The organism is Streptomyces sp. SID13726, assembly GCF_010548375.1.
Classification (GTDB): Bacteria; Actinomycetota; Actinomycetes; order Streptomycetales; family Streptomycetaceae; genus Streptomyces.
This window is the reverse complement of the sequence record NZ_JAAGLY010000003.1, coordinates 853,950-878,837: the sequence shown is the minus strand read 5'-3', so window position 1 is coordinate 878,837 and position 24,888 is coordinate 853,950. Positions and strand designations below refer to the sequence as shown.

Annotated in this window: 23 protein-coding genes, 1 tRNA gene and 1 pseudogene; 16 read left to right on the top strand and 9 right to left on the bottom strand. The window is 71.0% G+C overall.

What is annotated here, in order from left to right:
* Entirely contained in the window at positions 1–1,233 is a 1,233-nt protein-coding gene (frc, locus tag G3I78_RS11220) for a formyl-CoA transferase (protein WP_164423003.1), read from the bottom strand.
* Positions 1,234–1,244: 11 nt separating this feature from the next.
* Entirely contained in the window at positions 1,245–2,927 is a 1,683-nt protein-coding gene (locus tag G3I78_RS11215; protein WP_164423001.1) for a thiamine pyrophosphate-binding protein, read from the bottom strand.
* 144 nt (positions 2,928–3,071) lie between these two features.
* Here G3I78_RS11215 and sucC point away from each other — a divergent pair, with 144 nt between their 5' ends.
* The 4 genes from sucC (at position 3,072) to G3I78_RS11195 (ending at position 7,132) form a co-directional block, all read left to right on the top strand.
* Complete coding sequence (gene sucC / locus G3I78_RS11210) at positions 3,072–4,202, top strand: ADP-forming succinate--CoA ligase subunit beta (protein WP_164422999.1); 1,131 nt, start codon at positions 3,072–3,074, stop codon at positions 4,200–4,202.
* A gap of 13 nt (positions 4,203–4,215) precedes the next feature.
* Complete coding sequence (gene sucD / locus G3I78_RS11205) at positions 4,216–5,112, top strand: succinate--CoA ligase subunit alpha (RefSeq protein ID WP_164422997.1); 897 nt, start codon at positions 4,216–4,218, stop codon at positions 5,110–5,112.
* Between the two features lie 124 nt (positions 5,113–5,236).
* On the top strand, positions 5,237–6,799 hold the full coding sequence (locus tag G3I78_RS11200) for an aldehyde dehydrogenase family protein (RefSeq protein ID WP_164422995.1): 1,563 nt from the start codon (positions 5,237–5,239) through the stop codon (positions 6,797–6,799).
* A gap of 248 nt (positions 6,800–7,047) precedes the next feature.
* A tRNA-Leu gene (locus G3I78_RS11195) sits at positions 7,048–7,132 on the top strand.
* 74 nt (positions 7,133–7,206) lie between these two features.
* Here G3I78_RS11195 and G3I78_RS11190 read toward each other — a convergent pair.
* Complete coding sequence (locus G3I78_RS11190; protein WP_164422993.1) at positions 7,207–7,914, bottom strand: alpha/beta hydrolase; 708 nt, start codon at positions 7,912–7,914, stop codon at positions 7,207–7,209.
* 132 nt (positions 7,915–8,046) lie between these two features.
* On the opposite strand from G3I78_RS11190, the gene G3I78_RS11185 reads away from it, so the two are divergent.
* Positions 8,047–8,616, top strand: coding sequence for a TetR/AcrR family transcriptional regulator (locus G3I78_RS11185; protein ID WP_164422991.1), 570 nt, complete (start codon positions 8,047–8,049; stop codon positions 8,614–8,616).
* Between the two features lie 44 nt (positions 8,617–8,660).
* Positions 8,661–8,819, top strand: a pseudogene (locus tag G3I78_RS11180) (ANTAR domain-containing protein); the annotation flags it as partial.
* A 92-nt stretch (positions 8,820–8,911) separates the two neighbouring features.
* Here the strand turns inward: G3I78_RS11180 and G3I78_RS11175 are convergent.
* From G3I78_RS11175 to G3I78_RS11165, 3 genes are all read right to left on the bottom strand, one after another.
* Positions 8,912–10,636, bottom strand: a complete 1,725-nt coding sequence (locus G3I78_RS11175) for an acyl-CoA dehydrogenase family protein (RefSeq protein WP_164422989.1) — start codon at positions 10,634–10,636, stop codon at positions 8,912–8,914.
* Positions 10,637–10,766: 130 nt separating this feature from the next.
* The gene (locus tag G3I78_RS11170) at positions 10,767–11,342 is read right to left on the bottom strand and encodes a PadR family transcriptional regulator (protein WP_164422987.1); all 576 of its coding nucleotides are present in this window, start codon (positions 11,340–11,342) and stop codon (positions 10,767–10,769) included.
* Positions 11,343–11,865: 523 nt separating this feature from the next.
* Positions 11,866–12,342, bottom strand: coding sequence for a MarR family transcriptional regulator (locus tag G3I78_RS11165; RefSeq protein WP_164422985.1), 477 nt, complete (start codon positions 12,340–12,342; stop codon positions 11,866–11,868).
* 147 nt (positions 12,343–12,489) lie between these two features.
* Between G3I78_RS11165 and G3I78_RS11160 the strand changes: the two genes are divergently transcribed.
* From G3I78_RS11160 to G3I78_RS11135, 6 genes are all read left to right on the top strand, one after another.
* Entirely contained in the window at positions 12,490–13,599 is a 1,110-nt protein-coding gene (locus tag G3I78_RS11160) for an extracellular solute-binding protein (RefSeq protein ID WP_164422983.1), read from the top strand.
* A 441-nt stretch (positions 13,600–14,040) separates the two neighbouring features.
* Positions 14,041–15,237 (top strand): beta-propeller fold lactonase family protein, encoded by a 1,197-nt coding sequence (locus G3I78_RS11155; RefSeq protein ID WP_239157722.1) that lies wholly within the window; start codon positions 14,041–14,043, stop codon positions 15,235–15,237.
* Between the two features lie 123 nt (positions 15,238–15,360).
* Positions 15,361–16,497, top strand: coding sequence for a molybdopterin-dependent oxidoreductase (locus tag G3I78_RS11150; RefSeq protein ID WP_164422981.1), 1,137 nt, complete (start codon positions 15,361–15,363; stop codon positions 16,495–16,497).
* Positions 16,494–16,898 carry a hypothetical protein gene (locus G3I78_RS11145; protein WP_164422979.1) on the top strand — a complete coding sequence of 135 codons (405 nt, stop codon included), beginning with the start codon at positions 16,494–16,496 and terminating at the stop codon, positions 16,896–16,898. Before G3I78_RS11150 ends, G3I78_RS11145 begins: the two co-directional genes overlap by 4 nt.
* A gap of 82 nt (positions 16,899–16,980) precedes the next feature.
* A complete protein-coding gene (locus tag G3I78_RS11140; protein ID WP_164422977.1) occupies positions 16,981–17,583 on the top strand; it encodes a hypothetical protein in 603 nt (200 codons plus the stop codon).
* A gap of 53 nt (positions 17,584–17,636) precedes the next feature.
* Positions 17,637–18,689 (top strand): NAD-dependent epimerase/dehydratase family protein, encoded by a 1,053-nt coding sequence (locus tag G3I78_RS11135; RefSeq protein WP_164422975.1) that lies wholly within the window; start codon positions 17,637–17,639, stop codon positions 18,687–18,689.
* 114 nt (positions 18,690–18,803) lie between these two features.
* On the opposite strand, the gene G3I78_RS11130 is transcribed toward G3I78_RS11135, so the two are convergent.
* Complete coding sequence (locus G3I78_RS11130; protein WP_164422973.1) at positions 18,804–19,916, bottom strand: HAMP domain-containing sensor histidine kinase; 1,113 nt, start codon at positions 19,914–19,916, stop codon at positions 18,804–18,806.
* A complete protein-coding gene (locus G3I78_RS11125; RefSeq protein WP_164422971.1) occupies positions 19,906–20,631 on the bottom strand; it encodes a response regulator transcription factor in 726 nt (241 codons plus the stop codon). The genes G3I78_RS11130 and G3I78_RS11125 overlap by 11 nt, the downstream gene beginning before the upstream one ends.
* Before the next feature lie 154 nt (positions 20,632–20,785).
* Between G3I78_RS11125 and G3I78_RS11120 the strand changes: the two genes are divergently transcribed.
* From G3I78_RS11120 to G3I78_RS11105, 4 genes are read left to right on the top strand one after another with little or no spacing between them, the layout of a single operon-like run.
* A complete protein-coding gene (locus tag G3I78_RS11120; RefSeq protein ID WP_343243716.1) occupies positions 20,786–21,505 on the top strand; it encodes a glycosyltransferase family 2 protein in 720 nt (239 codons plus the stop codon).
* Complete coding sequence (locus G3I78_RS11115) at positions 21,502–22,167, top strand: DUF2064 domain-containing protein (RefSeq protein WP_164422969.1); 666 nt, start codon at positions 21,502–21,504, stop codon at positions 22,165–22,167. The genes G3I78_RS11120 and G3I78_RS11115 overlap by 4 nt, the downstream gene beginning before the upstream one ends.
* Positions 22,164–22,973 carry a class I SAM-dependent methyltransferase gene (locus G3I78_RS11110; RefSeq protein ID WP_164422967.1) on the top strand — a complete coding sequence of 270 codons (810 nt, stop codon included), beginning with the start codon at positions 22,164–22,166 and terminating at the stop codon, positions 22,971–22,973. Before G3I78_RS11115 ends, G3I78_RS11110 begins: the two co-directional genes overlap by 4 nt.
* The gene (locus tag G3I78_RS11105) at positions 22,970–24,412 is read left to right on the top strand and encodes a glycosyltransferase 87 family protein (protein ID WP_164422965.1); all 1,443 of its coding nucleotides are present in this window, start codon (positions 22,970–22,972) and stop codon (positions 24,410–24,412) included. Before G3I78_RS11110 ends, G3I78_RS11105 begins: the two co-directional genes overlap by 4 nt.
* On the opposite strand, the gene G3I78_RS11100 is transcribed toward G3I78_RS11105, so the two are convergent.
* The gene (locus G3I78_RS11100) at positions 24,387–24,869 is read right to left on the bottom strand and encodes a MarR family transcriptional regulator (RefSeq protein ID WP_164422963.1); all 483 of its coding nucleotides are present in this window, start codon (positions 24,867–24,869) and stop codon (positions 24,387–24,389) included. The two genes, G3I78_RS11105 and G3I78_RS11100, sit on opposite strands and share 26 nt — an antisense overlap.
* Between the last annotated feature and the right edge of the window lie 19 nt (positions 24,870–24,888).

Genomic DNA, 24,888 nt, shown 5'->3' with positions numbered 1-24,888 from the left:
TCAGATCACTCCGTTCGACTTGAGCAGGCGCAGCTCCTCGTCGCCGAGGCCGAGCTCGCCGACGTAGACCTCTTCGTTGTGCTCGCCGAGCAGCGGTGAACTGGTCACCTCGACGGGGGAGTCGGACAGCTTCAGCGGACTGCCCACGGTCACGAAGTCACCCCGCTGAGGGTGCGGCACGGTGACGACCATCTCGTTGGCGACCAGCGAGGAGTCCTCGATGATCTCCCGGGTCGACAGGATCGGCCCGCACGGGATGTTGTGGGCGTTGAGCTTCTCCAGCACCTCCCACTTGGGCAGGGTCGAGGACCACTCCTCGATCAGCTGGAACATCTTGTTGAGCTTGGGCAGCCGGGCCTCCGGGGTGGCCCACTCGGGGTCCTCCGCCAGTTCGGGCCGGCCGACGAGCTCGCTGATCGGCTGCCAGCCGACGGGCTGCACGATCACGTACACGTAGTCGTTGGGGCCGCCCGGCGCGCACTTGACCGCCCAGCCGGGCTGGCCGCCGCCGGACGCGTTTCCGGAGCGGGGAACTTCGGTGCCGAAGTCGTCGTTGGGATATTCACGGAGCGGGCCATGGGCCAGGCGCTGCTGGTCCCTCAGCTTCACCCGGCAGAGGTTGAGGACAGCGTGCTGCATGGCCACGTTGACCCGCTGGCCGCGCCCGGTCCGCTCGCGCTGGAACAGCGCCGCGAGGATGCCGGCCACGGCGTGGACTCCCGTGCCCGAGTCCCCGATCTGGGCCCCCGTCGCCAGCGGCGGCCCGTCCTCGAAGCCGGTGGTCGACATCGACCCGCCCATGGCCTGAGCGACGACCTCGTACGCCTTGAAGTTGGTGTACGGCCCGTCCCCGAACCCCTTGATGGAGGCATAGATGATCCCCGGATTGATCTCCTGGATGCGGTCCCAGGTGAATCCCATCCGGTCCACCGCGCCCGGCCCGAAGTTCTCGACCATGACGTCCGAGCGCCGGATCAGCTCGGTGAGGATCTCCTTGCCGCGCTCGGTCTTGGTGTTGAGGGTGATGCTCCGCTTGTTGCAGTTGAGCATCGTGAAGTAGAGGGAGTCGACGTCCGGGAGGTCGCGCAGCTGCTTGCGCGTGATGTCACCGGTCGGCGCCTCCAGTTTGACGACGTCGGCGCCGAGCCAGGCGAGCAGCTGGGTGGCGGACGGACCCGACTGGACGTGAGTCATGTCGAGGACACGGATGCCCTCAAGTGCCCTGGCGGTCATGGGCGTTCACCTCACTTGTACATCGTCTGGTTCATGGTTCCGGGGGCGTACGCGTCCGGGTCGACCCAGACGTTGATGAGTGACGGCTTGCCCGACTCGCGGGCGCGCCGCAGCGCCGGACCGATGTCGGCGGGGTCGCGGACCTCCTCGCCGTGACCGCCCAGCATCTGGGCGAACTTGTCGTAGTGGACGTCGCCGAGGGTGTTGCCGATCCGCTCGCGCTCCTCGCCGTACTTGGCCTTCTGGCCGTAACGGATCTGGTTCATGGAGGAGTTGTTGCCGACGATGCCGACGAAGGGGAGGTCGTAGCGGACCAGGGTCTCGAAGTCCCAGCCGGTGAGGGAGAACGCGCCGTCCCCGAAGAGCGCGACGACCTCCTTGTCGGGCCGGGCCTGCTTGGCCGCGAGCACGAACGGGACGCCGACGCCGAGCGTGCCGAGCGGGCCCGGGTCCATCCAGTGCCCCGGCGACTTGGGCTGCACGACCTGCCCGGAGAAGGTGACGATGTCGCCGCCGTCGCCGATGTAGATCGAGTCCTCGGTGAGGAAGTCGTTGATCTCGCTGACCAGTCGGTACGGGTGGATCGGCGATGCGTCCGACCTCAGGCTGGGCAGCCGCTTCTCGAGCGCGGTCTGCTCGGCGGCGCGCAGCTCGTCGAGCCACTCCTTGCGCTTCGACGCGCCTCCGTTGAGGCGCCCGGAGGCCGCCTCGGTCACCGACTTGAGGACCAGCCCGGCGTCGCCGACGATCCCGAGGTCGATGTCGCGGTTCTTGCCGACGGTCCGGTAGTCGAGGTCGATCTGGACGACGGTCGCGTCCGGCGAGAGCCGCTTGCCGTAGCCCATGCGGAAGTCGAAGGGTGTGCCGACGATGACGATGACGTCGGCGTTGGAGAAGGCGTAGCGGCGGGACAGCTGGTAGTGGTGCGGGTCGCCCGGGGGGAGGGTGCCGCGCCCGGCGCCGTTCATGTACGCCGGGATGTTGAGGGTCCGTACGAGCTCGACGGCCGCCTCGGTGCCCCGGGTCGTCCACACCTGGCTGCCCAGCAGGATGGCCGGCTTCTCGGCGTGCACGAGGAGGTCGGCGAGCTTCTCGATCGCCTCGGGGTCGCCGGCCGAGCGGGTGGAGGCACGGTAGGCGCCCTCCTTGGGCACCCGCGCCTTGGCCACCGGCACCTTGGCGTCGAGGACGTCCCGGGGGATCTCCAGGAAGGAGGGCCCGGGGGCGCCGTGGTAGCACTCGCGGAACGCCATGGAGACCATGTCCGCAGCGCGCGCCGTGTCCGGCACGGCCGCCGCGAACTTGGTGATCGGCGTCATCATGTCGACGTGCGGCAGGTCCTGGAGTGACCCCATCTTGTGCTGGGTGAGCGCCCCCTGGCCGCCGATCAGCAGCATCGGGGACTCCGCGCGGAAGGCGTTGGCGACCCCGGTGACGGCGTCGGTCGTGCCGGGACCGGCGGTCACGACCGCGCAGCCCGGCTTGCCGGTGATGCGCGCGTAGCCGTCGGCGGCGTGGGCGGCGACCTGTTCGTGGCGTACGTCGACGACCTCGATGCCCTCGTCCACGCAGCCGTCGTAGATGTCGATGATGTGGCCGCCACACAACGTGTAGATGCGGTCGACCCCTTCGGCCTTCAGCGCCTTGGCAACGAGGTGGCCACCGGAAATCACGTCCTGGGTGTCGTCGGGCATGGCGAAGTCCTGTCCCTTCGTAGGGGGTTGGAACGCTCTCGCGGTACATTGCATACAGTCGACGAATACTGTATGAACCTTGTTATCCCGCATCCGGTGGGTGGTGTCCAGGGGGCGTGCGGCACTTTTGAGTCAGGAGCCGGAATGGACCTGTACGAACACCAGGCAAGGGAACTCTTCGAGGAACACGGCATGTTGGTGCCGAGGGCCGAGGTCACCGACTCGTCCAAGGAGGCACGCGAGATCGCCCGTCGGCTCGGCGGGCGAGTGGTGGTGAAGGCCCAGGTCAAGACAGGTGGCCGTGGCAAGGCGGGCGGAGTGAGGCTTGCCGCCGACCCGGCCGCCGCCGAGATCACCGCCCGCCAGATCCTGGGCATGGACATCAAGGGACACACCGTCGGCAAGGTCATGCTGGCCCAACCAGTCGACATTCAGAGCGAGTTCTACGTCTCCTACGTCCTCGACCGGGCGGCGGGCCGCTTCCTCGCAATCGCCTCCGCCGAGGGCGGCATGGACATCGAGGAGGTCGCCGCGAGTCGGCCGGAAGCCGTCGCCCGTATCCACATCGACCCCGTGGAGGGCGTCACCTCGGCGAAGGCGAGCGAGATCGCCGAGGCGGCCGGACTCCCGCCGCAGACCGTCGACGCGCTCGTACGGCTGTGGGAGGTCCTGGTCCGCGAGGACGCCGTCCTCGTCGAGGTCAACCCCCTCGTGCGCACCGAACAGGGCCAGATCCTCGCCCTCGACGGCAAGGTCACCCTCGACGACAACGCCCGCTTCCGCCAGGAGCGTTGGGGAGCCGACGGCGCCGCTCACGACGACCCGCTGGAGGCCGCGGCCGCCGCCAAGGGGCTCAACTACGTCAAGCTCGACGGCGAGGTCGGCATCATCGGCAACGGCGCGGGACTGGTCATGTCGACCCTCGACGTGGTCGCCGGCTGCGGCGCCCGCCCCGCCAACTTCCTCGACATCGGCGGCGGGGCCTCCGCCCAGATCATGGCCGACGGCCTGTCCGTCATCCTCTCCGACCCGGCCGTCAAGTCCGTCTTCGTCAACGTCTTCGGCGGGATCACCGCCTGCGACGCGGTCGCCGACGGCATCGTGCAGGCCCTGGACACCGTGCAGTTGACCAGGCCGCTGGTCGTCCGGCTCGACGGCAACAACGCCGTCCGCGGCCGCGCCATCCTCGACGAACGCGCCCATCCACTCGTCCAGCAGGCCACCACCATGGACGGCGCCGCCCGCCGTGCCGCCCAACTCGCCACCACAGCCTGAGAAGAGGGACGACATGGCCATCTACGTGACCAAGGAGAGCAAGGTCCTCGTCCAGGGCATGACCGGCGGCGAGGGCATGAAGCACACCCGGCGGATGCTCGCCGCCGGCACGAACGTCGTCGGCGGCGTCAACCCGCGCAAGGCCGGCCAGAGCGTCGACTTCGACGACCGGGCCGTCCCCGTCTTCGGCTCGGTGCGTGAGGGCATCGCGGCCACCGGCGCCGACGTCAGTGTCGTCTTCGTGCCGCCCGCCTTCGCCGAGGCGGCCGTCACCGAGGCCGCCGACGCCGGGATCGGCCTCGCGGTCGTCATCACCGAGGGCATCCCGGTGCACGACTCCGTCGCCTTCACGACATACGCCACGTCCCGTGGCACCCGCGTCATCGGCCCCAACTGCCCGGGCCTGATCACACCCGGGCAGGCCAACGCGGGCATCATCCCCGCCGACATCACCAAGCCGGGCCGGATCGGCCTGGTGTCCAAGTCCGGCACGCTCACCTACCAACTCATGTACGAACTCCGCGACATCGGCTTCTCCACCTGCGTGGGCATCGGCGGCGACCCGGTGATCGGGACGACCCACATCGACTGCCTCGCCGCGTTCGAGGACGACCCCGACACCGAACTCGTCGTCCTCATAGGGGAGATCGGCGGCGACGCCGAGGAGCGGGCGGCCGCGTACATCAAGGAGAACGTCACCAAGCCGGTCGTCGGCTACATCGCCGGGTTCACCGCGCCCGAGGGCAAGACCATGGGGCACGCGGGCGCCATCGTCTCCGGCTCCTCCGGCACCGCCCAGGCGAAGAAGCAGGCGCTGGAGGCGGTGGGCGTGAGCGTGGGGAGCACGCCGACGGAGACGGCGAGGCTGGTGCTGGCCCGGCTCGAAGCGCTGCGGGCAGGGACGCCGTAGTCCTTCGGATGCGAGCCGCGCAACTCCCGTGTGCGTGCGGGAAGTTGCCGTATCGACCTGAACAACTCCCCCCCCGAGCCATGCAATCCCGCCCCCGACTGTGCACCGAGAGCGGAGCGACCCGATGGCAACCACCCTCACTCCGAGCAGCCGAACCCTCACCCTGAAATCCGGTACGACCTGGACGGACGCCTGGCGGCGCTGCCTCGCCGTGGCGCCGGAGGCGTTCCGGGACGACCGTGTCCTCAACCTCTGGGACTCCACCTGGCAGGCGGACGGCCGGGCCCTGCCCGCCACCAGCCCCGTCGACGGCAGCCCGATCGCCGGCCCGCCCCGCCTGGACCGGGCCACCGCCCACCAGGCCGTCCGCGCGTCGCTCGACCAGCACCGCGCCTGGCGGCACGTCCCGCTCGACGAGCGCCGGGCCCGCGTCGCGGCCACCCTCGACGCGCTCACCCAGCACCGTGAACTCCTCGCTCTGCTCCTCGTCTGGGAGATCGGCAAACCCTGGCGGCTCGCGCAGGCGGACGTCGACCGGGCCATCGACGGTGTGCGCTGGTACGTCGACGGCATCGAGCCGATGCTCGCCGGCCGGGCCCCGCTGGACGGCCCGGTCTCCAACATCGCGAGCTGGAACTATCCGATGAGCGTGCTCGTTCACGCAATGCTGGTCCAGGCACTGGCAGGGAACGCGGTCATCGCCAAGACCCCGACCGACGGCGGCGTCGCCTGTCTGACCCTGGCCTCGGCGCTCGCCGCCCGCGAGGGGATTCCCGTCACCCTCGTCAGCGGCAGCGGACGCGAGCTGTCCCAGGCGCTGGTGCGGGCGCCCGAGATCGGCTGCGTCTCCTTCGTCGGCGGCCGCGACACCGGCGCCGCCGTCGCCACGGCCGTCGCCGACCTCGGCAAGCGACACGTACTGGAACAGGAGGGGCTCAACACCTGGGGCATCTGGAACTACTCGGACTGGGACACACTCACGGCCGTCGTCCCCAAGCTCTTCGACTACGGCAAGCAGCGCTGCACGGCGTACCCGCGCTTCGTCGTCCAACGCGAGCTGTTCGACGACTTCCTGGCGGCCTACCTCCCGGCGGTGCGCACCCTGCGCGTCGGGCACCCGCTCGCCGTCGACGCCTGCGGCGACCCGTATCCGTCGCTGGACTTCGGCCCGGTGATCAACGCGGCCAAGGCGAAGGAACTCCACGACCAGATCGCCGAGGCCGTCGACCGCGGCGCCGTGCCGCTGCACCGCGGCAAGGAGGCCGACGCCCGCTTCCTGCCCGGCCAGGACACCTCGGCGTACGTCCAACCCGTCACGCTCCTCGGCCCGCCGCCGTCCTCACCGCTCCACCACGCGGAGCCTTTCGGCCCGGTCGACACCATCGTCCTGGTCGACACGGAGGCGGAGCTGCTGGCCGCGATGAACGCGTCCAACGGCGCCCTGGTGGCCACCCTGTCCACGGACGACGAGGCGACCTTCGGCCGGCTCGCCCCGCAGATCCGCGCGTTCAAGGTCGGCCACGGAAAGCCTCGCTCCAGGGGCGACCGGGACGAACTCTTCGGCGGCTTCGGCGCGTCCTGGCGCGGCGCGTTCGTCGGAGGGGAACTCCTCGTCCGTGCCGTGACGCTGGGGCCGGTGGGGGAGCGGCTGCCGGGCAACTTCCCGGAGTACCAGCTGATGCCGTGACGCCCGATCGCCGGGTGGCCCCATGCCGTGCCACGACGGCGGGGACCACCCGGCGATCACCCCGCCCCGCCCTTCGTACCCGGCACGTACCTTCCCGGTCACTCCGGGTGAGCCTCCCAGGCCCGCGGAGACACCGCCCCCGCACCGCCTCCCAAGGGACGGATATGCAGGTGAAGGGCGCTCCGAAAGCTTGGTATTGTTGTCCATGTCGCCGCGGGGAATACCCCCGGCAAGGCGGCAGACACCTGGTCCGGGTGGCGGAATGGCAGACGCGCTAGCTTGAGGTGCTAGTGCCCTTTATCGGGCGTGGGGGTTCAAGTCCCCCCTCGGACACAGAAGTTATCCACGGAAAGTGCTGGCCACCCGGTCAGCACTTTTCCTGTTTCGTGCCTTGGGTGAACGAGAGTTCAGCGGGTCGACTCCGCGGCTTCGACGATCACGTCGGCCACCACGTCGGGCTGGGAGATTGCCACCGCGTGGGAGGCGTCCACGCGTGTGATGTGTGATCCGGCGCGTTCGGCCATGAACTGCTGGGCCTGGGCGGGGATGGCGTTGTCCTGGGTGGCGATCACGGCCCAGGAAGGGAGCGTGCGCCAGGCGGGGGTGCCGGAGAGTTCGGCGGTGAGTGCCTGTACGCGTACCGGGCGCTGGGTGACCGCGAGGGCGTCGGCGGTCTCGGTGGGGAGGTCGCCGGCGATGACGTCCTGGTAGTGCTCGGGCAGGATGCGCAGTTCCGGTTCACCGTCGTACTCGGTGGCGACGGTGGTGTCCGGGCCCATCTTGGCGCCGGGGAAGCGCGAGGCGTTCTCCAGGGCGCTCTCGCCCTCGTCGGGCTGGAAGGCGGCCACGTAGACCAGGGCCTGGACGTTGGACGCGTCGCGGGCGGCCCGGGTGATGATCGCGCCCGCGTAGGAGTGGCCGACCAGGACGACCGGGCCGTCCACGGCCTGGGCGACGGTGGCGACGTAGCGGGCGTCGGACTCCAGGCCGCGCAGCGGGTTCGCCACGGCGAGGGTGGTGTAGCCCTGGGCCTGGAGCTTGGCGACGGCCCCCTTCCACATGCCGGAGTCGCCGAAGGCGCCGTGGACGAGGATGACGGTGGGGGTGGTGCTCATGGGGTTCTTGCCTCTCGGGGTGAGTGTTAGGAAGAACGATCGGTCTTTCTGCGAGAGAGACTAGTCGTTCTCCCTTGGTGGTGCAATCGGGGGCGGTCAGCAGAACGACTGGTCTTTCTTTACGATGGGGGAATGACGACTGCCTCTGAGCCGCACCCCAAGGACCGGCTCCTTCGCACCGCGTCCCGCCTCTTCTACGCGGAGGGCATCCAGGCCGTGGGCATCGACCGCCTGGTCACCGAGGCGAAGGTCACGCGTGCCACCTTCTACCGGCACTACCCCAGCAAGGACGACCTCGTCTCGGCCTACCTCACCGCCACCGCCGAGGACATCCGTGCCGCTGTGGCTCAGGCACGGGAAGGCAAGCCGCCGCGCGAGGCGGTCCGCGCGGTCATGGCCGTACTCGGTGACGCGACCCTCGAAGACGGCTTCCGCGGCTGCCAGTTCCTCAACGCCGCCGCCGAATACCCCGACCGCACCCACCCGGTGCGCGCCGTCATCGACGACCAGCGCACCTGGCTGTTCGGCGTGCTGCGCGACCTCTCCGCCGCCATCGGGCACCCCGAGCCCGATCACGCCGCCCGCGTCCTCGTCATGCTCCACGACGGCGCGTTCCAGTCCGCGGAACTCGACGACGCTACGGCCGTCCGCGAAACGCTCCGCCGGGCGGTCGACCAAGTGTTCCCCGCGGAGGGCGACTGACGGAGCGCCCACGCGTGAGCGGGGTCTGTCACGAGCGTGTGTGAGTGGAGTGCGGCCAGCTCCAGCGCGCCGTCACCTCGCACGCCACCATCGACCAGGCGATCGGCGCGGTCGTCGTCCTGGGGCGGATCCCTCCGGAGGAGGCGTGGCGGGTCCTGCGGGACGTCTCACAGCGCACCGACACCAAGGTCCACACCGTCGCCGAGCACGTCCTGGCGCTCGCCCAGGGCGAGCACTCGGTCGACCGGTGGCCTGGCCCCGCGAGGCTCGGCCACCGGTGGCGGGCGCTGAGCGGCTACTGGGCCATCTCGTACGTGCCGGACAGCGCCTCGACCCGCTGCCAGACTCGCTCCGTGCGCGTCTCGTCCACGACCGGACGCCGGACCGAGGACAGTGCCCACTCCTGCTGCCGCTCGGTCGCCGAGTCCTTGCCGTGGAGTTCGACGGCGTGGCCGGAGAAGTCCCTTACGAGGACGGCGAAGAGCTCGTCGAGCACGTCCTCGTCGAGGCCGGTCAGAGCGGCCTGCTCCAGGACGAGCTGTCCGTGCACGACGAGGGCGAAGAGCTGGCCGATCGAGAGGACGAGGTCGAGATCGCGGCTCTGTTCCGCGTCGGGGGCGGACGTGGTGACGAACTCGCAGAGCGCGTCGGCCTGTTCGCGCAGACGGGCGACGTTGGGCAGATGGGCGTACGACTCGAAAGCCGGGCGCCAGTCGTGGAAGCGCACCGAGCCCAGGCCCCGGGCCGGTCCCTGCCGGAACAGGAAGTCGTCGTCGGCCGCGTCGAGACGGGTCGGCACGCTCGGGTACTCGGCCGGGTCGAGGAGGTGGTTGCGCATGAACTTGAGGATCAGCGCGAGGTTGACGTGGACCGTGCCCTCCAGCTTCGGCAGGCCGCGGATCTCGACGGCCGCCTGGCTGAAGTAGTTGTCCTTCTCGAAGCCCTTGGCGGCGACGACGTCCCACATCAGGTCGATGACCTTCTCGCCCTCCGTGGTCACCTTCATCTTCGTCATCGGGTTGAAGAGCAGGTAGCGGCGGTCGTCCGGGCCGGCGGAGCGGAAGTAGTCGACGGCGCGGTCACTGAACAGCTTCATGCCGACGAGCCGGACGTACGCGTCGGTCAACTCCCGCCGCACATGCGGGAAGGCGGTGACGGGACGGCCGTAGAGGACGCGGTTGTGGGCGTGGGTGACGGCCTCGTACATCGCGTGCTCGCAGATGCCGATCGAGGCGGTGCACAGGTTGAACTTGCCGACGTTGACCGTGTTGAGGGCGGCGTCGAAGGCGGCGCGGCCGGTGTGCAGGACGTCGTCGGACGTGACGGGATAGTCGTCCAGGCGGAACTCGCTGACGAACTTGGAGGAGTCGACGACGTTCTTGACCAGGTGGTAGGCCGGGTGGCGGCTGTCGGCGGCGAAGAACACGTAGCCGTCGGGGCCTTCGACGTCGGTACGGCGGCCGAAGACGGAGACGAGTCCGGCCGCGTTGCCGTTGCCGATGTAGTACTTGGAGCCGGTGGCGCGGAAGCCGCCGTCGCCGTCGGGTTCGAGCAGCATGTCGGTGGAGTAGATGTCGGCGCCGTGGGCCTTCTCGGACAGGCCGAACGCGAACACCTCACCCTGGGCGAGGAGTTCGGCGGCGCGGGCGCGGGCGGCGGCGTTGTCGCTCTGCCAGACCGGGCCGAGGCCGAGGATGGTGACCTGCCAGGCGTACCAGTAGTCCAGGCCGTAGAAGCCGAGGATCTCGTTGAGCGCGGCGATACGGGCGGTGTCCCACCGCTTGTCCGGCTCGTCTTCCCCCGCACTGGACGACGGCGTCAGGAAGGTGGCGAACAGGCCCTCCTTCGCGGCGAAGGCGAGGAAGTCACTGAGCCAGGCGCGGGTCCGGTAGTCCTCGATCAGCTGCCGCTTTCCGCGCGCCTCGAACCAGTCGACGGTGGCGCGCAGCAGGCGGCGCGTCTCGGGGTCGAAGTGTGCGGGGTCGTAGGTGCGCGGGTTGAAGAGGAGCTGGTCAGCCATGGTGAGGGCCTCTTTCGGCTGGTCGACGGAAGGGGTGGGAATCGGGATTCGGGAATCGGGATTCGGGAGGTGTGGCGGTCGGACGGGCGCAGTGGTCGTGGGCGGTGCGGTGGAGTGCGGTGGAGTGCGGTCAGGTGCGCGGGCCGAACCGGGCCAGCGTGGCGAGTACGTCGTCCAGCCAGCCGATCATCATCCGCTCGTACGCGATGCCGCCGCGCAGGACGGCGTGCTGGAGCTCGCGCTCCGCGTCCAGGGGCTCTTGTAGCGGGGTGTCATCCCCCTCTTCGGGCCCGGTGAAGTCCCTTTCCTCGCCCGCCAGATAGTGCGCGAGTCGGTCCCGGTGCGCCTGCCGGTGTCGTTCCACCTCGCGGATCAGGGCGGTCGGGTCGTCGAAGGCGGCACCCCGGATCTTCACCGCCAGGTCGTGGCGGACGCTGTCCGGCTCGATCGGATCATGCAACCAGGAGGACAGCGCGGCCCGGCCGAGGTCGGCGACGGAGTACTCCTTCTTGTCCGGACGCCCTTGCTGCGGGATGTCCTGGGCGGCCACCCAGCCGTCGTTCTCCATGCGCTTGAGCACGCGATAGATCTGCTGGTGGGTCGCGGTCCAGAAGTAGCCGATGGACCGTTCGAAACGCCGGGCCAGCTCATAGCCGGAGCCCGGCTTCTCCAAGAGCGACACCAGGATCGCGTGTTCGAGCGCCATGACGGCGATCGTGCTATGCAACTCGTTGCATAGCAAGTCTGATCCAGGGCTGTGCGACGTGGCTCACGCGGGTACCGGCCTCTTGGTGGTGAGGGAGAGCTGCACGGTGTTTCCCTGAGCCTGCCCCCCGCTGGTCGCGGAGACTGTGGCCAACGAGTCCTTCCACACGCCCGCAATGGGCCACGCCCCGTACCGCAAGGCATACGGCGATTGATCGGTGTCATGTCGATTTGCCTGCTCAGGTAGCTCGGGCGTGGCCATGGCTCAGCTCATCCCGCCGTCGGTCCCAATCCGATCAACAACGACCCGCCGTCGACCGTGTCGGGAAGTCAGGCCAACGAGCAGCCTGCGCCGCACGACATGCAGCAGTGGCCGAACTGGCACACCATCGGCAACCGTCAGTGGTTCCCGGGTCTCCTGGTCAGGGATGCCCGTACCGGACGGACCGTGCAGGCCATCGTCTGCACGGGAGGCCGGTACCAGGACTGCGACGCCCGGCTGAGGGGCCGGTCAGGCGGGCGCGTCACGGCTCGACCGGTACGCGTACCGGGCCCCGCGCGGAGTGGACGAGCAGCTTGGTCACCAGTTCGCGCAGGATCAGTCGCTCGACCGGGGTGAGCGGCTCCATGAGGTCGGCTGTCATCTGCGGGACATGGGCCGCGAGGGCGCGCTCCAGGGCTTCGTAGCCCTGGGGCGTTGCTTCGAGGAGTGTGGCTCTGCGGTCTTCCGGGTGAGGTCGGCGGGTGATCAGTCCGGCCTCCTCCATCCGCGTGATCAGGCGGGTGAGTCCGCCCGAGGTGAACGAGAGGTCCTCGGCGAGGCGGGCGCCGGTGGTCCGGCGCTCGGGGTGCCGGGCCAGGCGCAGGAGGACCTCGAACTCGGAGCCGCCGAGTCCGGAGGCCTCGCGGATCGTGCGGTCGGCGCGGCCTCCGATCGCGTCCGTCAGGCGCAGGACGTCGCCGTAGAGGACGACCGCCTCATCGTTCAGCAGATCACTCATAAAGCTGACGCTACAGCAATGTTCATCGGCCTTTCGATTGGCTGGGTGCCTGATGTCAAGCCTGTTGGTTAGCTTGAAGTTTGAAATAAAGCTTCTGTGGAAGCTAGTTTTGACGGCAGACATCGCACCGAACCGAAGGGATGGCCCATGCCTGTGGGACGACGTCAGGTCCTCGTCGCGGGTTCGCTCACGGCCGCCGGAGCCGCGCTGGGCACCGGAACGGGACACGCCGTGACGCGCGGAGAGGAGACGAAGAGCCTGCGGCAGCTGTACCGCGAGGCGAAGGCGGAGGGCGGCACCCTCACCGTGTACGCGGGGGGTGACACCGCGAACCAGCAGGACGGCAACAAGGCCGCGTTCGAGAAGGCCTTCCCCGGGATCACGCTGAACATCGTCGTGGACTACAGCAAGTTCCACGACGCCCGCATCGACAACCAGCTGGCCACGGGCACCCTGGTGCCGGACGTGGTGCAGTTGCAGACCCTTCAGGACTTCCCCCGGTGGAAGCGCGAAGGTGCGCTGCTGCGCTACAAGCCGGCCGGCTTCTCCCGTGTGCACCCCGCCTTCAAGGACCCCGACGGCGCCTGGACCGGCATCTTCGTCGACGCCTTCTCCACCATCTACAACGTCGACAAGGCCGGCTCCACCCCGCCCCGCGGCGCACAGGACCTGCTCGACCCGCGTTGGAAGGGGAGGATCGTCTCGACGTATCCGAACGACGACGACGCGGTCCTGTACCTCTACAAGACCCTCGTCGACAAGTACGGCTGGGACTGGCTGCGGCGGTTCGTCGCCCAGGACGTGGCATGGGTACGGGGTACGCAGGAACCGGCTGACCGGGTCGAGGCGGGCACCGCGGCCGTCGCCCTCGGTACGGACGGCATGCTCACCCCGGTCGCCGGGGTGAAGACCCGCTTCGTCGTCCCGAAGCACGATCCCTTCATGGCCTGGGCCCAGCGCGCCGCCATCTTCAAGGACGCACGGCACCCGGCCGCCGCCAAGCTCTACCTGAACTGGTGGCTGTCGAAGCAGACCCAGTCCGACTTCTACATGTGGTCCGTCCGCACCGACGTCGCCCCGCACTCCGGCTACCGGCCCATCTGGGACTACCCCAACGCCCACCTGAACGGCTTCGCCGAGTTCATGGATGACCGGGCCCTGGCCGAGCGCTTCCGGCAGCAGCTGACGCTGTACGTCGGAGAGGTCGCGGGGGCGCCGTCTCCGGGGTGGCTGGGGCTGCATCCCGGAGGTCGTTAGGCGAGGCGGCGGTTCGTCGGCAGGCTCGGTGCGGCGTGCGGCGTGCGACGTGCGGGGTGCGGGGTGCGGGGTGCGACGTGCGGGGTGAGTGGGTGCGAGGTGAGTGGGTGCCGAGAAGCGCACCACCGCGCCGGTCGCGCCCGCGGTGCCCCCTGGAACAGGGCCGTCGTCTTCGTGGAGTCGGTGTCCTGTGAGGTCGAGCTGTTGCTGAAGGCGCTGTCGGCCGCGCCGACCCCGGCGCCGAGGCCGATCTCTCGTCGTCGGGCGGTCGCAGTCCCTCGCGCCTACTGCGGGCGCAGTAGGCGCGGCGACGGGGAGCGGGAGGTTCTTACGAGACGGTGACGTGGCGGCCGAACCCCTGATGTCTTCCCGTCCCACGGACCACTCTGGCTCCGTCGGTCAGCCGCAGCGGGTGGCTGGTGAGTACAGGAGGACTACCGCATGAGCAGGCACACCAGGCGCAGGTCGCCGATGAAGGTCCGGTTGGGCGTCGCCGGAGCCGGGATCCTCGGGGCGGCCGCCGTGGTGGGGGCGGTGACCATCGCCTCGGCGAACGAGCCCGCACACCGGAACGGCGCCGACCACGCCGTGTTCGTGCAGGGCAACGAGCTGGCCGGCAACACCGTCCACGTCTTCGCGCGGGGCGACGACGGCGTACTGTCCGCCGCGGGCACCTACGCGACCGGAGGCAAGGGCGGTGACCAGGTGGACGCGCCCACCGACTCCCTCGCCTCACAGGGTTCGCTCGTCTACGACGACCGGTCCCAGCGGCTCCTGGCGGTCAACGCGGGCAGTGGCACGGTGACTTCGTTCCGGGTGCGGGGAAGTGAGTTGACGGACCGTCAAGTGGTGCGCTCCGGCGGGGACTTCCCGTCGTCGATCGCCGTGTCCGGCGACCTCGCGTACGTGATGAACGCGGGCGGCAGCGGAAGCGTCCAGGGGTTCCGTGTCACTGCCGGGGGACTGAAGCCGCTCGGCGGCTCGTACCGTTCGCTGGGGCTGCACAACAAGAAGGTCCCGTTGTTCAGCAGTTCGCCCGGTCAGGTCGCGTTCACGCCGGACGGGCGGGACCTGGTGGTCACCACCAAGTCCGCCAACACCGTCGAGGTCTTCCCGATAGGGCGCGACGGGCGGCCCGCACCCCGCGCTGTGGTCAACAAGTCGGCCGGCGGTGTGCCGTTCGCGATCACCTTCGACAAGTCGGGCCGCATGCTGGTGGCCGAGGCGGAGAAGTCCACCGTGACCACGTACGCCGTGCGCCGCGACGGCACCCTCAAGGTCCTCCAGAAGCCCCTGCCCAACGGCCAGGAGACGCTCTGCTGGCTGGAGCGCGCGGGTGACTTCTTCTTCGGCGGGAACACCGGCAACTCCACGGTCACTGGCTACCGCACCGACCGGCACGGGAAGCTGGCCCTCACCGACCGCGTCGGCATCGCCACGCCGCCCTCCGGGAAGTCGCAGGGTGTCATCGACCTGGCGGTGACACGGGACGAGAGGTTCCTGTACGTGCAGAACGCCACCTCGGGCACGGTCGACGGGTTCAGGGTCGGCAGGAACGGCTCGCTCACCAAGGTCACCACCCTCACAGGACTGCCCCCCTTCGCCGAGTCCGGCATGGAGGGCATCGTCGCGGTGTAAGAAAGCGGCCGCCGCGACACACGGCGCCCCGGAGGGGACTTCCTCCGGGGCGCCGTTATGCGTCCTTGTTCCGTAAGAGTTCCTTTGTTCCGGAAAGGCCGTGCGGCCGGTGGGATGGGAGGCATGAAACCACGCGTCACTCCACCGGTGTTCAAGGGCGGACTGCACGACGCCCGGACCGCGACGGTGATCGGCCGATGGCTGGGCCCGGCCTTCGCCGTCTGCTTCCTCACCGGTCTCGTCAGCCACTTCATGCAGCACCCGCCAGGATGGCTCGCCGACGACCTCCCGAGCCGACCCGTCTGGGGATACCGGCTCACTCAGGGCCTGCACGTCGCCTCCGGCATCGCGGCGATCCCGCTGCTGCTCGCGAAGTTGTGGACCGTGTACCCGCGGTTGTTCGAGTGGCCCGCGCTGCGCTCGGTCCGGCACGCCCTGGAGCGACTGTCGGTCGCCGTACTCGTCGCCGGTGCCGTCTTCGAGCTCGCGACCGGGCTGCTCAACACGGCGCAGTGGTACCCGTGGCCGTTCTCGTTCGTGCCGGTGCACTACGCGGTGGGGTGGCTGGTCGTCGGGGCGCTGCTGCTGCACATCGCGGTGAAGTCCCCGGAAATCAGGGCCCATTGGACCCGCCGTTCACCGGGCACCCTCGCCCTGCCGGCCGTGGACGAACCCGACCGGCGCTCGCTGCTGGCCGCGCTGACCGCGGCGGTCGGAGCCGTCACGCTCACGACCGTCGGCCAGTCGTTCACGCCTCTGAAGGGCTTCATCCTCTTCGCTCCCCGGCACCCGGACAAAGGTCCACAGACCCTGCCCGTCAACCGCACCGCCGCCGCGGCCGGAGTCGGCCGGATCGCCCACGAGGAGTACCGCCTGACGGTGGCCGGCCCGCGGCCGTACACCCTGACGCTGGACGAACTGCGCGCGCTGCCCCAGCACGAGGTGGAGCTGCCGATCGCCTGCGTGGAGGGCTGGAGCAGGTCGGCGCGCTGGACCGGCGTACGCGTCGCGGATCTCCTGGAGCGCGCGGGCGTACCCGAACAGGCGCGGGTACGGGTGGTGTCGTTGCAGCTGAGGGGTGGCTACCGGGTGTCGGAGATGGGGCACCGGCATGCTCGGGACCCGCTGACGCTGCTCGCGCTGCGGCTGAACGGCGAGGAACTCGACCCCGACCACGGCTATCCCGCGCGGCTCATCGCGCCCGACCGGCCGGGTGTGCTCCAGACCAAGTGGGTCGGCCGCCTGGAGGTGGTGGCATGAGCGCGCCGCGCGTGGCCGTGGGCGCGGTGGGCGTGGCGCTCATGGGAGTCGGGGCGCTCCTGCTGGTCGAGGCCGGTGACGTCCCGGACGTACTCGTGTGGCTGGCCGGGGCGGTACTCCTCCACGACGCGGTGATCGCCCCCTTGGTGCTGCTGGCCGGGCTGCTGCTGGTGCGCGGAGGCGCGCGAGGGCCGGTCCGCGGCAGCCTGCTGGTCGCGGGCGCGCTGACGGCGGTGGCCCTGCCGGTGCTGCTGCGGCCGGGGCGGCCGGCGAACCCGTCGGTGCTGCCGCTGGACTATCCGCGCAACTGGCTGATCGCGCTGGGGGTGGTGGCTGCGGTGACCGCCCTGTGGAGGCTGGGGCGGAGGCTCGCGCGGGGGCGTGGCCGCCCTGATGGCTGATCCCGGCCGGGCGTCTTACGGGTGCCTTACGGCGCGGGGGCAAGCCGGGTCGGGGCGGCGGGCCGCGGCCTAGCGTCACGACATGCGCCCCTTCCGCACCGTGTGTGTGCTGCTTCTCGTGACCGCCCCACCGCTCCTCCTGGCCGCCGCCGGTGTAGTGCATCCACTGCATCTGACGACGACCACGGCGGGCCGGTGGGCCGGGCTGCACGTCGTCCTGCTCCCGGTCTTCCCGCTCCTCGTCCTCGGACTGCTGGTCCCCGTGTGGGGCAGGCCGCGCCGCGACGTCGACGGGGCGTTGACGGTGGTGTCCTGGGCGGGATGTCTCTTCTTCGCCGCCTACTACTCCGGCCTGGACGCGGTGGCGGGCATCTCCGCGGGCGCCGTCGTGGATCACGGTGTCCATGGGGCCGCAGGTCAACTCTTCGCCATGGGGGACCAGTTGGGGCGGGCCGGGGTGTACGGACTGGCTGTCGCCTCGCTCGCCACGTGTGTGGTGCTGTGGCGACGGCACGGTGCGCGGGTGTTGCCGGGCGCCTCCGTTCTGGCCGTCGCGTGCTGGTCGTTCGTGGACAGCCACATCTTCTGGCCCAGGGGAGTGATGACGATGATCGGCTTCGCCGTGGCGTTCGCTCTGCTGACGACGGTCGCTTTCCGGCCGACCATAAGCCTTACGAACCCCTGACGTTCCCGGCTCGTACGGTCCGCGACTGGCTGTAAGGTCCTACCGTCGTAGCCATGTTGATCCTGGTCACCGGAGGTGCGGGCTTCATCGGCTCGCACATCGTCACCGCTCTTGTCGACGCCGGGCACGAGGTGAGGGTCCTCGACGCCCTCCTGCCCACCGCCCACCGCACGCCCCCGGCGATCCCCGAAGAGGTGGACTGGCGGCACGCCGACGTCCGGGACAAGGGGGCGGTTGCCGACGCCCTGCGAGGCGTGGACGCCGTCTGCCACCAGGCCGCCATGGTCGGTCTCGGCAAGGACTTCGCCGACGCGCCCGACTACGTGAGCTGCAACGACCTCGGTACCGCCGTGCTCCTGGCGGGCATGGCCGGGGCCGGCGTACGGCGTCTGGTGCTGGCGAGTTCGATGGTGGTCTACGGCGAGGGGCGCTACGTCTGCGTGCGGCACGGAGTCGTACGGCCCGGTCCGCGCCGGCCCGCCGCTCTGGAGGCCGGCGACTTCGAGCCGCCGTGCCCGCACTGCGGTGAGGCGCTGGCCTCCGGCCTGGTGGGGGAGGACGCCCCGGCCGATCCGCGCAACGTGTACGCGGCCACCAAGCTGGCCCAGGAGCACCTCGCCGCCGCGTGGGCGCGGGCCACCGGCGGCCGGGTCGCCGCCCTTCGCTACCACAACGTGTACGGCCCGGGCATGCCGCGCGACACCCCCTACGCCGGTGTCGCCTCCCTGTTCCGGTCCGCGCTCGCCCGCGGTGCGGCACCGCGCGTCTTCGAGGACGGCGGGCAGCGGCGGGACTTCGTCCACGTACGGGACATCGCGGGCGCCAACCTCGCGGCGCTGGACGGAACCCGCGGACTTCCCGAGGGCGCGCTGCGGGCCTACAACGCGGGCAGCGGACTACCCCACACCGTGGGCGAGATGGCAGCCGCGCTGGCCCTGGCGTACGGCGGCCCCGAACCGGTCGTGACGGGGGAGTACCGGCTCGGCGACGTCCGCCACATCACCGCCTCCTCGCAACGGCTGCGCGACGAACTCGGCTGGAAGCCGCGGGTCGAATTCGAGGACGGCATGGGGGAGTTCGCTACGGCGGAGCTGCGGGCCGGGTGAGGCGGAGGGGTTCCGCAGGGGGCTCATCCTCGGCCCGCCCTGTCTCGCCCCGCAGCGCCTCGCACTCCTCCTGACCCCCACCTCACAGCACCCCCACCTCAGAGCACCCCCACCTCACCCCGCCGCCGGCAGATGCACCTCGAACCGGCACCCGCCCGGCACATTGCTCACGGCCGCCCGTCCCTGATGGGCCTCCACGATGCCCCGCACGATGGCCAGCCCGAGCCCCGCCCCGGCCGGCGGGGTGCGGGCGTCGGTTCCGCGCCAGCCGGTGTCGAAGACGCGGGGGAGATCCTCGGGGCGGATGCCGCCGCAGCCGTCGGTCACCGAGAGCACCACCCGGTCCGCCTCCCGGTGGGCCGCGACCGCGACCGTGCCGTCGGCCGGAGTCCGGCGGATCGCGTTGACCAGCAGGTTGGCGAGGACGCGGGACATCTCACGGCCGTCGACCTCCACCGGTACGGGTTCGACGCCGTGGCCCACGAGCCGTACCCCGTGCTCCCTGGCCAGCGCGTCGACGCCGGCGATGGCGTCGCCGACCAGGTCGTAGACCGACATCCGGGCCGGGGTGAGGGTGAGCACGCCCGCCTGGATGCGGGAGAGTTCGAACAGGTCGCTGACCATGGAGGTCATGCGGCCCACCTCCGTGCGGATACGGGTGTGGTAGACGCGCGGGTCGTCGACCATGCCGTCCTCCAGGGCCTCCGTCATCGCCTGGAGGCCCGCCAGCGGAGTGCGCAGATCGTGGGAGATCCAGGCGACCAGCTCGCGCCGGGATGCCTCCAGGGTCCGCTCGCGTTCCCTGGACGCGGCGAGTCTGGCGCTGGTGGCGGCCAACTGGCGGCTCAGATCGGCGAGTTCGGCGGTGGGTGCGGCGACGGGCGGGGTGAAACTGCCGTCGTCGCCCAGGGCGCGGGTGGCCTCGGTCAGCTCCCGGCTGCCGCGCACCACACTGCGCCCCAGCAGGAGGGCCACGACGAGCGAGACGACCGTGGCCATGGCGCACACCATGGTCACCACCCACAGGTCGTGGTCGGACAGGAACATCGCCCACGACACGAGCATGGTCCCGGCGAGCATCGCCGCCACGGTGACGGCGGCGACCACGGCCAGCGACGCGGCCACGGACCGGTGCCGCAGCACCCGCAGGGCGGCCACTCCGACGAGTCCGGCACCTGCCGCGCCGATCGCCGCGTAGAGCGCTATGAGCAGCGTGTCACCGAGCACGACCCACCTCGTCCTCCTGCGCGCGGGGAGCGTCGAACCGGTAGCCGATCCCCCACACCGTGCTGATCAGCAGGGGGCCTGCCGGGTCCTCCTCGATCTTCTCGCGCAGTCGCCGCACATGCACGGTGACAGTCGACAGATCGCCGAACTCCCAGCCCCAGACCCGCTGCATCAGCTGCTCCCTGCTGGTGGCCTGTCCCGGGTGCCGCAGGAAGTACTCCAGCAGGTCGAACTCCCTGATGGTGAGGGCCAGTTCGACGCCGTACCGGGTGGCGCGCCGGGCGGTGGGGTCCAGCGCGAGCGGGCCGGCCCGCAACCAGGGCTCCGACGCCCCGGGGCGAGGAGTCGGCGGCGCACCGGCCCGGCGGAGCACGGACTCCACGCGCAACACCAGCTCCCGGGGGCTGAACGGCTTGGTGACGTAGTCGTCCGCGCCGACCTCCAGGCCGAGGACACGGTCCTCCTCGTCGCCGCGCGCGGTCAGCATGATCACCGGCACGGGTCCGGTCGCGCGGATACGACGGCAGACCTCCAGCCCGTCCATACCGGGCAGCATCAGATCCAGCACCACGAGATCCGGCGTCCGGACCGCGGCCCGGGCCACGGCGGCGGGGCCGTCGTCGGCCACGTCGACGGCGAATCCCGCCCGGCCCAGATATCCGGCGACGACCTCGGAGACCGTGGGGTCGTCGTCCACGACGAGTACGTGTTTCACCCCACGAGTCTCACACCGGGAGAGCGCCGCAGGCGGAGGCCGGGGTCGACGTCAGAGTTCCGTAAGGACGCTGAATCCCTTATGCCCATTTTGCGTCCGTAGGGTGAGTTGCGTGATCGAGACTTCCCCTTCCCTCGAAACTCCCCCTTCCCTCGTGACGCCCCCTTTTTCCGTGGACGTCGTGCTGCCCTGCCTCGACGAGGCCGAGGCCCTGCCCTGGGTACTGGAACGCATCCCGCCCGGCTGGCGGGCCATCGTCGTCGACAACGGTTCCACCGACGGATCGCCCGACATCGCACGGCAGTTGGGCGCGTACGTCGTCCACGAACCCCGGCGCGGCTTCGGCGCCGCCTGCCACGCGGGCCTGGCCGCCGCCACCGCCGACACGGTCTGCTTCTGCGACTGCGACGCCTCCCTTGACCCCGCCCTGCTGCCCGCCGTCGCCGCCCCCGTCCTCGACGGAACCGCCGACCTGGTCCTCGGCCGCCGCAGGCCCACAGCCCTGGGCGCCTGGCCCCTGCATGCCCGCCTGGCCAACCTGGAACTCGCCCGACTGGTCCGCCGCCGCACCGGACTGCGCCTGCACGACCTGGGCCCGATGCGCGCGGCCCGCAGGGAGGCGCTGCTGGGCCTCGGGCTGACCGACCGGCGCTCCGGCTACCCGCTCCAGATGGTCGTCCGCGCCGCCGACGCCGGCTGGCGGGTGACGGAGACCGACACGCCCTACCACCCGCGTACGGGCCGCTCGAAGGTCACCGGCACCTGGCGCGGCACCTGGCAGGCCGTACGCGACATGCGGGCGGTTCTCGCCGAGCGGCCGGCCGCCACCCCGACTCCGGCGTCGGGCACGCGAGTTACGGGAGCCGTCCGATGAACTCCCTTTCGAGGGCCGGAGGTTCGGCCACCTTGCTGGTCATCGCGAAGGAGCCGGTGCCGGGACGGGTCAAGACCCGTCTCACCCCTCCCTACAGCCCCGAGGAGGCGGCCGTCCTGGCCGAGGCCGCGCTGACCGACACGCTCCACACGATCCTCCAAGTCCCCGCGCGGCGCCGGGTTCTCGTCCTCGACGGAGCGCCCGGCCACTGGCTCCCGCCCGGATTCGAGGTCGTGCCTCAGACGGACGGCGGCCTCGACGAACGCCTCGCCGCCGCCTTCGAACAGTGCGACAGCGGCCCGGCGCTCCTGGTCGGCATGGACACCCCGCAGCTCAGCCCGGACCTGCTGGCCGGCGTCGGCCGCGACGGGCACGACGCGTGGTTCGGCCCGGCGGCCGACGGCGGGTTCTGGGCCCTGGGCTTCGCCGACCCGGTCCGCGGCGGCGCCCTCGTCCGGGGCGTCCCGATGTCCACCGAGCGCACCGGAGCCGTTCAGCGCCGCAGGCTCGTGGCGGCGGGACTGACCGTCGGTGACCTGCCGACGCTCCGTGACGTGGACACCGCCGCCGACGCGGCCTCGGTCGTCACCTCCTGTGCGCCCGGCTCCCGCTTCGCCGCCGCACTCGCTTCCCTCGCCCTGCCGGCGGAGACGGTCCGATGAGCGCTACGGCTGCGGGGACGGCCGTGGCCGGTCCGTACCCTCTGGGGCACGCCGAACCAGGGGAGCCCTGGTCGGACGACCTCTACGGTCGCGCACTGCACACCGGCCGTGGCCCGCTGTTCCTGCGCCGCGTCACACCGGGTCCCGACGCGGCGACCGCACTGCTGCCCCTGGACGTGGAGCGCTTCTGCGCCGCACCCGACGCCGCCGACATGGCCGTACTGCACCGCTGCCGGGGACCCGTCCTGGACGTCGGCTGCGGCCCGGGACGCCTGGTGGCCGCGCTCGCCGCCGTGGGCGTACCGGCACTCGGCGTGGACGTCAGCCCGGCCGCCGTCGCGCGCACCCGCCGGCACGGCGGAACCGCTCTGCGCCGGTCCGTCTTCGACCGGCTGCCCAGGGAGGGCCGCTGGACCACGGCCCTGCTGATGGACGGCAACGTCGGCATCGGCGGCGATCCGACGGCACTGCTCGCCCGCCTGTACGACCTGCTCCGACCGGGAGGCCGCCTGCTGGCCGAAGCCACCCCGCAGGACGTGGACGAACGCCTCGTCGTCCGCGTTGAGGACGGCGACGGCCGACACGGGCGCCCCTTCCCGTGGGCCCGCGTCGGCACCACCGCCCTCCTGCGCGCCGCCGACGCCAACGGATGGCTCTCCACCGGCAGTTGGACCACCGACGGCCGCGCTTTCCTGGAACTCCGCCGCCCGCACACGGGCCTCCACGCCGTACCCGCGCCCGTACCGCACACGGGCCTCCACGCCCTACCCGCCCCCGTACCGCACGAAGGCCACATCCGCCCATGACCACCACCTTGTCCCGACAGCGCCCTGCACCCCCGTCCACGCACCCCACCGCGCCCGTGCGGATCGCCGGAACCGCGCTCCTCCTCGCGGCCCTGACCGCGGTGATCGTCGTGACCCTCCAGGCCGGCGACAACAAGGGCGAGTCCGGCTGGCTGCTGGCCGGATACGCCGTGGCCTGGGCCCTGTTCGCCGCCGCCGTGCGGACCGTACGCAGGCTTCCGGCCCGTGCCGCGACCGTCCTCGTCCTGATCGGCTCGGCCGCCGTCGCCCTGGCCGGGCTCACCGCGCAGCCACGCACCAGCAACGACATGTACCGCTACGCCTGGGACGGTCGGGTCCAGGCCGCCGGAATCTCCCCCTACGCGCATCCGCCCGCCGCACCCGAACTCGCCCGCCTGCGCGACCAGTGGCTGTTCCCCACCCTGGACAAGTGCGAGGGATGGGGGCTCACCCGGACCGGCACCGGCCTGTGCGTCCGCATCAACCGGCCCACCGTCCCCACCATCTATCCACCGGTCGCCGAGGGCTGGTACCTCGCCGTGCACGCGCTGTCCCCACCGGACAGCCGTCACAAGCCGCTCCAGGTCGGCGGCGCGGTCCTGGCCTTCGGTACGACCCTGGCCCTGCTCCGCGTTCTGCGCCGCCGAGGTGACCCACGGCGGGCTCCGGCCCGGGCCGCCCTGTGGGCATGGTGCCCGGCGATCGCCCTGGAGGCGGTGAACAACGCCCACATCGACACCCTCGGCGTCCTGTTCCTCGTGCTCGCCATGGGCACGGCCACCGCGGGGGCCCGCCGCGGCGCGCTGCTCGGCGCCGCGATCGCCGTAAAACTCCTGCCCGTTCTGGCCCTGCCCGGGGCCCTGTCCGGACAGCGCGGCCCGGCCCGCGTCCTGCGGGTGACAGGGGCGCTGATCGCCACGGTCGTACTCGCCTACCTGCCGTACGTCGCGATGTCCGGACCCGGCGTGCTCGGCTACCTCCCCGGCTATCTCCATGAAGAGGGGTACGAGCCCGGCCACGTACGCCGTTTCGCCCTGCTGCGGCTCCTGCTGCCGGACGCCGCCGCGGGAGTGGCCGCGGCCGTCGTCCTGGTGGTGATCGGCGTGTACGTGTGGCGGCGCGGGGACCCGGACCGTCCCTGGCGCGGCGCCCTGCTGCTCACCGGCACGGCGCTGCTCCTCTTCTCCCCGAGCTACCCCTGGTACTCCCTGCTCGTGATCGCTCTCGTGGCCCTGGACGGCCGCTGGGAATGGCTCACCATCACCCTCGCCGGCACCGCGCTGTACCTGGGCGGCGGTCTCCTGCCCGGCTTTCCCGTGCAGGCCTGGGCGTACGGCGCCGCGGCGGTCGTGGTCGGCGTCGGTGCCTGCGTGCGGTCGAGGGTGAGGTGGAGGCACTTCGGCGGGAGCCGCCCTACGACTCCCGCAGCGCCCTGTTGATCTCGCCCAGCGACTTCGTCAGCCGCCCGTAGTCCTCCCCGCTCACGGGTGCGATGAAGAACCGCTCGATGACCTGCGCGTGCACGGCGGCGGCCCGGAGGAACACGGTGTGGCCGTGGTCGGTCGGTTCCACCAGGACGCTTCGGCGGTCCCCGGGTGACGGCACGCGGGACACCAGGCCTGCCTCCTCCATGCGGTCGATCAGGCGGGTGATGCCGCTGCTGGTCAGGGTGAGGTCGTCGGCGAGTTCGCGCTGCGAGACCTCTTCGCCCGGCTGTCGGCCGAGCCGGATGAGGACCTCGAACATGGTGTGGCCGATCCCGCACTCGCGCCGCAGAGCGGTGTCGATCCGCTGTTCCAGGCGGGTGGCGGCCTTGATCAGCAGCCCGAAGTCGTGCACGCGCGGGCTGTTGGCGGCGAGGGCCGCTTCGTCGCTCTGTGGGTTGCGGGCGTTCATTCATCCGACTTTACTGCCT

Coding starts and splice junctions, on each gene's coding strand:
- G3I78_RS11100 (WP_164422963.1), bottom strand. CDS start 24,869: ATGAACGCCCGCAACCCACAGAGCGACGAAGCGGCCCTCGCCGCCAAC.
- sucD (WP_164422997.1), top strand. CDS start 4,216: ATGGCCATCTACGTGACCAAGGAGAGCAAGGTCCTCGTCCAGGGCATG.
- G3I78_RS11145 (WP_164422979.1), top strand. CDS start 16,494: ATGAGCGCGCCGCGCGTGGCCGTGGGCGCGGTGGGCGTGGCGCTCATG.
- G3I78_RS11110 (WP_164422967.1), top strand. CDS start 22,164: ATGAGCGCTACGGCTGCGGGGACGGCCGTGGCCGGTCCGTACCCTCTG.
- G3I78_RS11105 (WP_164422965.1), top strand. CDS start 22,970: ATGACCACCACCTTGTCCCGACAGCGCCCTGCACCCCCGTCCACGCAC.
- G3I78_RS11165 (WP_164422985.1), bottom strand. CDS start 12,342: ATGAGTGATCTGCTGAACGATGAGGCGGTCGTCCTCTACGGCGACGTC.
- G3I78_RS11150 (WP_164422981.1), top strand. CDS start 15,361: ATGAAACCACGCGTCACTCCACCGGTGTTCAAGGGCGGACTGCACGAC.
- G3I78_RS11155 (WP_239157722.1), top strand. CDS start 14,041: ATGAGCAGGCACACCAGGCGCAGGTCGCCGATGAAGGTCCGGTTGGGC.
- G3I78_RS11115 (WP_164422969.1), top strand. CDS start 21,502: ATGAACTCCCTTTCGAGGGCCGGAGGTTCGGCCACCTTGCTGGTCATC.
- G3I78_RS11135 (WP_164422975.1), top strand. CDS start 17,637: ATGTTGATCCTGGTCACCGGAGGTGCGGGCTTCATCGGCTCGCACATC.
- G3I78_RS11215 (WP_164423001.1), bottom strand. CDS start 2,927: ATGCCCGACGACACCCAGGACGTGATTTCCGGTGGCCACCTCGTTGCC.
- G3I78_RS11160 (WP_164422983.1), top strand. CDS start 12,490: ATGCCTGTGGGACGACGTCAGGTCCTCGTCGCGGGTTCGCTCACGGCC.
- G3I78_RS11200 (WP_164422995.1), top strand. CDS start 5,237: ATGGCAACCACCCTCACTCCGAGCAGCCGAACCCTCACCCTGAAATCC.
- G3I78_RS11185 (WP_164422991.1), top strand. CDS start 8,047: ATGACGACTGCCTCTGAGCCGCACCCCAAGGACCGGCTCCTTCGCACC.
- G3I78_RS11170 (WP_164422987.1), bottom strand. CDS start 11,342: ATGGCGCTCGAACACGCGATCCTGGTGTCGCTCTTGGAGAAGCCGGGC.
- sucC (WP_164422999.1), top strand. CDS start 3,072: ATGGACCTGTACGAACACCAGGCAAGGGAACTCTTCGAGGAACACGGC.
- G3I78_RS11175 (WP_164422989.1), bottom strand. CDS start 10,636: ATGGCTGACCAGCTCCTCTTCAACCCGCGCACCTACGACCCCGCACAC.
- frc (WP_164423003.1), bottom strand. CDS start 1,233: ATGACCGCCAGGGCACTTGAGGGCATCCGTGTCCTCGACATGACTCAC.
- G3I78_RS11140 (WP_164422977.1), top strand. CDS start 16,981: ATGCGCCCCTTCCGCACCGTGTGTGTGCTGCTTCTCGTGACCGCCCCA.
- G3I78_RS11190 (WP_164422993.1), bottom strand. CDS start 7,914: ATGAGCACCACCCCCACCGTCATCCTCGTCCACGGCGCCTTCGGCGAC.